The sequence below is a fragment of the Pseudomonas sp. 18.1.10 genome (assembly GCF_024655625.1).
GTDB lineage: Bacteria > Pseudomonadota > Gammaproteobacteria > Pseudomonadales > Pseudomonadaceae > Aquipseudomonas.
On sequence record NZ_JANLGL010000240.1, the window covers coordinates 1 to 7,675 of the forward strand.

Sequence of the window (7,675 nt, forward strand, 5' to 3'; positions counted from 1 at the left end):
ACAAGTGCGCAGCGCTCCCAAGCTTTTGGGGCCGCTCCGCAGCCCAGCGGGAGCAAGCTCCCTCGCCACACGTATTCCAGCTCGCCACTCAATCAGTCGTGATGAACCTTGGCGCGCTTGAGCAGCTTCTTGCAGCGCTCCGACAAATGCAGCACCCGCAGATGCTTGCCGGCCTTGGCGTAGCGCTCGCGCAGGGTCATCAGCGCGGCAATCGCTGAATAATCGACAAAGCTCAGGTGCCGGCAATCCAGCGTCACCTGGGCCGGGTCGTTGGCCGGGTCGAACTGGTTCAGAAACGGTGTGGTCGAGGCAAAGAACAACGTGCCGTGCAGGCGATAGAGCTTGCTGCCATCGGCCTCCAGGTGCTCATCGGCATACAGCTCCCGCGCCTGCTGCCAGGCGAAGTTCAGCGCCGCAATCACAATCCCGCACAACACTGCCGTGGCCAGGTCGGTGAATACCGTAATCACCGTCACCGCGATAATCACCAGCACGTCGTTGAGCGGCACCTTGTTCACCACCCGCAAGGAAGCCCAGGCGAAGGTCTGCTGGGACACCACGAACATCACCCCCACCAGCGCCGCCAGCGGAATCCGCTCGATAAACGGCGACAGAAACAAGATGAACAACAGGATCATCACCCCGGCAAACACCCCGGAGAAACGCCCGCGCCCACCGGAACTGAGGTTAATCACGGTTTGCCCGATCATCGCGCAACCGCCCATGCCGCCAAACACACCAGAGACCATATTCGCCGCACCCAAGGCCACGCTTTCGCGGTCGGGGTAGCCACGGGTCTCGGTGATTTCGTCGGTGAGGTTGAGGGTCAGCAGGGTTTCCAGCAGGCCGACCATCGCCATCAAGAACGCATACGGCGCGATGATGCCGAGGGTTTCCAGGGTCCAGGGGATTTGCGGCAGGGCGAAGGTGGGCAGGCCGCCGGCGATGTGGGCCATGTCGCCCAACGTGCGAGTCGGCAGGCCGAGCAGGTACACCGCCAGGCCGACACCGAGGATCGCCACCAGCGCCGGCGGCACCGCACGGGTGATGCGCGGCAACAGGTAGACAATGGCCATGGTCACCAGCACCAGGCCGATCATCACGTACAACGGCGTGCCGCTGAGCCAGTGTTCACCGCTCTTGAAGTGCTCAAGTTGCGCCAGCGCAATGATGATCGCCAGACCATTCACAAACCCGAGCATCACCGGGTGCGGCACCATGCGCACCAGCTTGCCCAGGCGCAACAGGCCGAACGCGATCATGATAAGCCCGCCCAGCAGCACCGTGGCCAGCAGGTAGTCCACACCGTGTTGCACCACCAAGGCGACGATCACCACCGCCATCGAGCCCGCCGCACCCGAGACCATGCCGGGCCGGCCACCGAACAGCGCGGCGAGGGTGCAGATGATAAAGGCGCCGTAGAGCCCCATCAGCGGGTTGAGGTGGGCCACCAGGGCAAAGGCGATGCATTCGGGCAGCAGCGCAAAAGACGTGGTGAGGCCGGCCAGGGCATCGGCGCGCAGACGGGTGAGGTTCATGGGGTACCAGGGTAATGCGGGGGATAAGGCGGGGGATGGTACGGAATTGAGCGGGGTGGGGCTAGTCTGGAAGACCGCGTCGCGCCCTTCGCGAGCAAGCCCGCTCCCACACTGACTGCATTCCAGAGCTGGAACTCGGTCAAGTGTGGGAGCGGGCTTGCTCGCGAAGGCAGCACCTCGGTATCAAGCGAACATCAAACCATCTCGCGACGAATCCACTCAACCACCGAAGTCCGCTTCGGCACCCACCCCAACACCTCCCGCGCCCGCTTCCCGCGCACCCGGCTGTTGGAACCCAAACCATAGTTGGCCATTTCATAACCCCACTCGGCCTCAGCCTCGGCCAACGGCCAATCCTGTGGTTGCCCCAGGCCCAAGGCTTTGGCAATCGCCGTGGTCATGTCGATAAACGACGCCTCGCTGCTTTCGACGAAATAGAACGTGCCCGGCACATTCTTGGTCAGCGCCAGCAAATACAGCGCCACCACATCTTCAATATGCACGTTGGACCAGATGTTCTGCCCCGTTCCCACATGGCGCACCACCCCACTCTTGCGCGCCTGCTTGAGCAAACGTGGCAACTGCACGCTGTCACGCTGCACGCCCAGGCTGTGGCCGTAGATCAGGGTGTTGCAGATCACCGCCGAATTCACGCCGTCGTTCGCGGCGGCGAGGATCAGGTTGTCGATGGCCACGCGGGCGGCTTTGTCCACCGTCGGTTCCGGCAAGTTGTCTTCGAAGTAGATGACATCGCTGGCTTTACCGCCCGATGCATCACCGACGATGCTCGACCCGCTGGTGTGCAGGAACGGCTTGTTCGACCCTTTCAGCGCCGCCAGCAAGGTTTCCACGGCCGCGCGATGGTCGCTACTGGCGGCGTTGATTACCGCGTCAGCCTTCTGCGCCTGCTCGGTCAATACGGCCGCGTCGTCCAGGCTGCCGATCACCGGGGTGATGCCCAAGGCGGTCATTTCCGCCGCTTGCTCGGCGCTGCGCACCAGGCCGGTGACGGTGTGGCCAGCCTTGACCAGGCCAGTGGCAATGGAACCGCCGATAAAACCGGCGGCGCCGGTAACGAATACGTTCATGGAAGGTGCTCCTGACGGGGTAAGTGATGGGCCCAGTATCAACGGCCGATCCTTGACGAATAAGCCCCTGCCGCCCAATTCACTCTTGCGCGGCGGTCACGAATCAGCAGGCATACCGCGCCAGTTTGGTCTGGATAAAGTCGAGGAAACACTGGATGCGCAGCGCCAACTGCGAGTTGCGGTAATACACCGCGTGGATCGGCTGGCGATAACCGCTGTTGAACGCCTCCAGCACCGGCACCAGGCGGCCGGCGTCGATGTCGGCGCTGGTCATGAAGTTCGACAGGCAGCAAATGCCCTGCCCCTCCAACGCCAACTGGCGCAGGGTTTCGCCGCTGGACGCGGCAATGCCCGGCTGGATCAGCCAGCGGTCGCCTTCCACGTGGCGCAGCGGCCAGTGGTTGAGGGTTTCGGTCTGGGTGAAGCCGAGCAGGGTGTGGTCGGCCAGCTCAGCCACCGTGGTCGGCGCGCCGAACTGCGCGAGGTAATCGGGGCTGGCGAGGATATGCAGCGGCGTACAGCCAAGGGAACGGGCATGCAGGGTGGAATCGGCCAGCACACCGATACGGATCGCAATGTCAGTGCTCTGTTCCAGCAGGTCGATAATCAAGTCATCGCTGTTCAGCTCCAGCTGGATTTGCGGGTACAAACGGCGAAACTCGGCGATGTACGGCACAATCCCATGCAGCATGAACGGCACCGCCGCATTGATGCGCAGGCGCCCGGCCGGGTTTTTCTGGCGCGACGACAGGCGCTCTTCCAGCTCCTCCATCTGCGCCAGGATCACCTTGGCCTGCTCGAAGAAGTATTTGCCCTCTTCGGTCAGGTCCATGCGGCGCGTGGTGCGGTTAATCAGCGTGGTGTCGAGCTTGGCCTCCAGGCGCGACAGCGTGCGGCTGATCGCCGACGGCGTCTGCCCGACCTGCTCCGCCGCGGCGGAAATCGAGCCGCACTCAATCACGCTGACAAAGATTTGTAGCTCGTCGGATCGGGCTTTCACGGGCGGTCCTCGTTATCGGTTCGCCGCAGCTTACACCGAGAGGTTGAACACCTGCGCCAGATGCTGCTCGTAGCGCGCCACGTCGGCTTCGATGGCCGGGCGTTTCATCACGTCCACGCAGAGGAAGGTTGGCAAGGCGGTCATGCCAAGGAACTCGTTGGCCTTGTGGAACGGGAAGTACACGGCGTCCACGCCCTTGGCTTCAAAGAAGTCGCTCGGGTCGTCGAAGGCTTGCTGCGGTGCGTTCCAGGTCAGCGACAGCATGTACTGCTTGCCGTGGATCAGGCCGCCGCTGCCGTATTTCTGCGAGGCATCGGAACGGGTGCGGCCATCACTGGCGTACAGGCTGCCGTGGCCTTCGGTGAAGACTTCGTCGATGTACTTCTTCACGATCCACGGCGCGCCCATCCACCAGCCGGGCATTTGGTAGATGATTACGTCGGCCCAGAGAAACTTGGCGACTTCTTCAGCGACGTCGTAGCCGGCGTCGATATGGGTGACCTTGACGTCGATACCGCCACGGTCCAGCACGGCCAGGGCGGTGTCATGCAGAGTGGTGTTGTAGCGGCCATCGGAGTGGGCGAACTGTTTGCCGCCGTTGAGCAGGAGTACTTTTTTCATGGGAGGGTGTCCAGAGGTTGAAAATGTCTGGACGCAGACTATCGACCTTGGCCATCTGGAATAAGCGGCGGCGCGGCAAAATACATTTGACTGAAATGCACGAATACCTTGGCGATTGTTAACCACCGATCAGCAGATGAGCGCCCAACAGCGCCATGCCGATAAAAAACACGCGCTTGAACAGCAACGCACTGATGCGCTGGCGCACCACTTGGCCGAGCCACATGCCCAGCAGCGCGGGCGCCAACGCCAGCAGTGAGGCGTTGATCTCACCACCGCCCAACGTACCGCGCCAGGCAAGCCCGGCGGCCAACGCCAGGGTCGATACCGTGAATGAAAGCCCCAGCGCCTGCACCAACTGATCGCGGTTCAAACCCAGCGCCTGCAGATACGGCACCGCAGGAATCACAAACACACCGGTGGCCGAGGTGATAACGCCGGTAATCACGCCACACAGCGGGCCCAGCCAGCGCTCATTGGCGGGCTTGACCTTGAACGTGGGCAAGAACAACCCACTCAACGCATACACCAGCAATGCCCCGCCCAATGCGTGAACGACCCAACGGCCGCCGTCCATCCCCAGCCACACCGTGCCGAGCCCGGTGCCGAGAGAGATCAGCAACAGCATCGGCCACAGGCGTTTGAGCAAGGCGCTCAAGTGGCCGCCGAATGCCAGTTGCCAGAGATTGGTGACCGTCGAGGGAATAATCAGCAGCGCCGCAGCCTGCGCCGGCAGCATAGCCAGGCCGAGCAGGCCCATGGCGACGGTGGGCAGGCCCAGGCCGATCACGCCCTTGACCGTGCCGGCCAGCAGGAAGGTGCCGAACACCAGCAGGGTCAGGGCGGGGCCGATGTCTTGGTAGAACGCGAGGAAGGTATTCATGGGGCGATTGTGTGGGGTTGGGGCGGGGTTGGGAATTCGCCATATACTGAGGCAGCCTCTTGTTTTATGTGAGGCTGATGCCGCCTTCGGGAGCAAGCCCGCTCCCACACTTGACCGAGTTCCAACATGAGAATGCGGTCGAATGTGGGAGCGGGCTTGCTCGCGAAGAGGCCAGCCCAGTCACCCGAGAACCCCAGCCATGCACTTTGACCTGATCGACCTGCGCCTCTACCTGCACATCCTCGACACCGGCAACATCACCGCCGGCGCGGCCCGCAGCTATCTATCCCTGGCCGCCGCCAGCGCACGCATCCGCGCCATGGAAGCTTCGCTGGGCATCGAATTCCTTGAACGCGGTCGCCGTGGCGTCACCCCGACCGCCGCCGGCATTGCCCTCGCCCGCCATGCCCGCCTGCTGCTGCAACAGGCCGAGCACCTGCAACAGGACCTGGCCGAATACGCCAACGGCAGCAAAGGCCAGGTGCGCCTGCTGTGCAACACCACCGCCCTCAGCGAATACCTGCCGGAGTTGCTGGCGGATTTTCTGCGCGAACACCCCAACCTCGATATCGACCTGCAAGAGCTGCCCAGCCTGCGCATCACCCAGGCATTGCGCCAGGGCACGGCAGACCTCGGGATCATTTCCGACGCCGTCGACACCCACGGCTTGCAAACCCAGCCCTTTCGCGACGACCCACTGGTGTTGATCCTGCCGCTGGACCATCCCCTGGCCACGGGCAGCGTGAGTTTTATCGACAGCCTGCAACACGACTACGTCGGCTTGGCGGCCAGCAGCGCGTTGGCGGTGTACCTGGAGGAACAGGCGTTGCACGCCGGGTTTCGCCTGCAAACCCGGATTCGCGCCGAGGGGTTTGATGGGGTAATCCGCATGGTCGCCGGCGGCGTCGGCCTGGGCATCGTGCCCCAGGCCGCCCTGCAGCGGTGGCCGGCGGCGCAGCGCTTCAAGGCCCAGCCGCTCAATGAGGCCTGGGCCCGTCGCAAGCTGCTGCTCTGCGCACGCGCGTTCGAACAACTGCCCGGCTACGCCAGAGCCTTGTCTGCCGCCTTGGCCCGGCCCTTGCGGAAGAACCCGTAATACACCGCCGACAGAATCAGCAGGAACGGCACGCCAAACACCAGGGTCATCTTGAACGCCTCGGTGAAGTACGTGGTAATCATCACCGCGCCCATCAGCACCAGGCCCAACAGCGTGCTATAGGGAAACAGGCGCAGCTGGAACGACAGCTTCGGCCCGCCATGACGCTTGCGATAGCGCCGGAAGAACAGGTGCGTGAGAAAGATCATGAACCAGGTGAAGATCGCGCCAAACATCGAGATGGCCATCATCAGGGTGAACGAGCTTTCCGGGTATACCACGTTGAGCAGGGTCGCCAGGGCAATGCCCGAGCTGGACAGCAACAGCGCGTTCAACGGGATGCCGCTCTTGCTCAACGCGCCCATGGACTTGGGCGCAAAGCCGGCGCGGGACAGGCTGAACATCGCCGACAGCGCTGCGATCAGGATCACGAAGTTCATCACCCCGGTGGCACCGGGAATGCCGATGGTCTGCATCACCGTGACGAACGGGCTCTGGGTCTGCCCGGCCTGGTTCCACGGCACGATGGCGAGCATCAGCGCCAGGGTCAGCAGGTAAAACACCACCAGCCGCACAATGGTGGCGCGGAAGGCTTTTTTCACCGCCTGCTCCGGGTCGGCCGCTTCACCGGCCGCTACGGCGATCATCTCCACGCTCAGGTAGCTGAAGATCGACACGATCACCGCCATCCACATGCCGCTCAGGCCGTGGGGGAAAAAGCCGTCGTGGGCCGTGTAGTTCTGCACGCCGTATTCCGGGTTGCCGGAACCGAACACCACATACACCGCCAGAATGATGAAACCAACGATGGCGCTGATCTTGATCGTCGAGAACCAGTATTCGAAGTTGCCGAAGGTCTTCACGCTGATGGCGTTGAGCAGGATCAGCACGCTGGAAAACGACACGATCCACACCCACTCCGGCACGTTGGCGAACCAGTACTTCATGTACATCGCCACTGCCGTGACCTCGGCGCCCACCGCCAGCACAATCGCCGCCCAGTAGGCGTAACGCACCAGGAACCCGGCCAGCGGGCTGATATAGAACTCGGCATACGCGCCGAAGGAGCCGGAGGTGGAATGGGCCACCGTCATCTCCGCCAGGCAGCCCATCAACAGCAAGGTAATCAACGCGCCGATGGCGTAGCTCACCAGCACGCTGGGCCCGGCGTAACCGATGGCATAGGCGCTGCCCATGAACAGCCCGGTACCGATGGCGCCGCCGATGGCGATCATGCTCATCTGGCCGGAAGTGAGCTGGCGCCTGAGGCCCAGTTCGCGTTGGGTGATTTCTGCAAAGCCGGTGTCTGGCGTGGTCACGTGGTGTGCCCCTTTATTATTGTGATTGCACTGTTTTAGGCGGTTGTCACAGATCCCCTGTGAAAGTGGACTTCTGTGGGAGCGGGCTTGCTCGCGAAAGCGGTGGGTCAGCTTGCACATGTATTGCTGA

Annotated in this window: 7 protein-coding genes; 1 reads left to right on the top strand and 6 read right to left on the bottom strand. The window is 62.8% G+C overall.

What is annotated here, in order from left to right; all coding sequences use genetic code 11:
- Nucleotides 1-92: 92 nt before the first annotated feature.
- The 5 genes from NUV89_RS25650 to NUV89_RS25670 all read right to left on the bottom strand — a co-directional run bounded on the left by NUV89_RS25650 (nt 93) and on the right by NUV89_RS25670 (nt 5,130).
- The gene (locus NUV89_RS25650; protein ID WP_257783516.1) at nt 93-1,538 is read right to left on the bottom strand and encodes a SulP family inorganic anion transporter; all 1,446 of its coding nucleotides are present in this window, start codon (nt 1,536-1,538) and stop codon (nt 93-95) included.
- 194 nt (nt 1,539-1,732) lie between these two features.
- A complete protein-coding gene (locus NUV89_RS25655; RefSeq protein WP_257783517.1) occupies nt 1,733-2,626 on the bottom strand; it encodes an NAD-dependent epimerase/dehydratase family protein in 894 nt (297 codons plus the stop codon).
- Between the two features lie 103 nt (nt 2,627-2,729).
- Complete coding sequence (locus NUV89_RS25660) at nt 2,730-3,626, bottom strand: LysR family transcriptional regulator (RefSeq protein ID WP_257783518.1); 897 nt, start codon at nt 3,624-3,626, stop codon at nt 2,730-2,732.
- Nucleotides 3,627-3,656: 30 nt separating this feature from the next.
- A complete protein-coding gene (locus tag NUV89_RS25665; protein WP_257783519.1) occupies nt 3,657-4,247 on the bottom strand; it encodes an NAD(P)H-dependent oxidoreductase in 591 nt (196 codons plus the stop codon).
- 118 nt (nt 4,248-4,365) lie between these two features.
- Nucleotides 4,366-5,130 (bottom strand): sulfite exporter TauE/SafE family protein, encoded by a 765-nt coding sequence (locus NUV89_RS25670; RefSeq protein ID WP_257783520.1) that lies wholly within the window; start codon nt 5,128-5,130, stop codon nt 4,366-4,368.
- A gap of 199 nt (nt 5,131-5,329) precedes the next feature.
- Between NUV89_RS25670 and NUV89_RS25675 the strand changes: the two genes are divergently transcribed.
- Entirely contained in the window at nt 5,330-6,226 is an 897-nt protein-coding gene (locus NUV89_RS25675; protein ID WP_257783521.1) for a LysR substrate-binding domain-containing protein, read from the top strand.
- Here the strand turns inward: NUV89_RS25675 and NUV89_RS25680 are convergent.
- The gene (locus NUV89_RS25680; RefSeq protein ID WP_257783522.1) at nt 6,172-7,545 is read right to left on the bottom strand and encodes an amino acid permease; all 1,374 of its coding nucleotides are present in this window, start codon (nt 7,543-7,545) and stop codon (nt 6,172-6,174) included. The two genes, NUV89_RS25675 and NUV89_RS25680, sit on opposite strands and share 55 nt — an antisense overlap.
- Between the last annotated feature and the right edge of the window lie 130 nt (nt 7,546-7,675).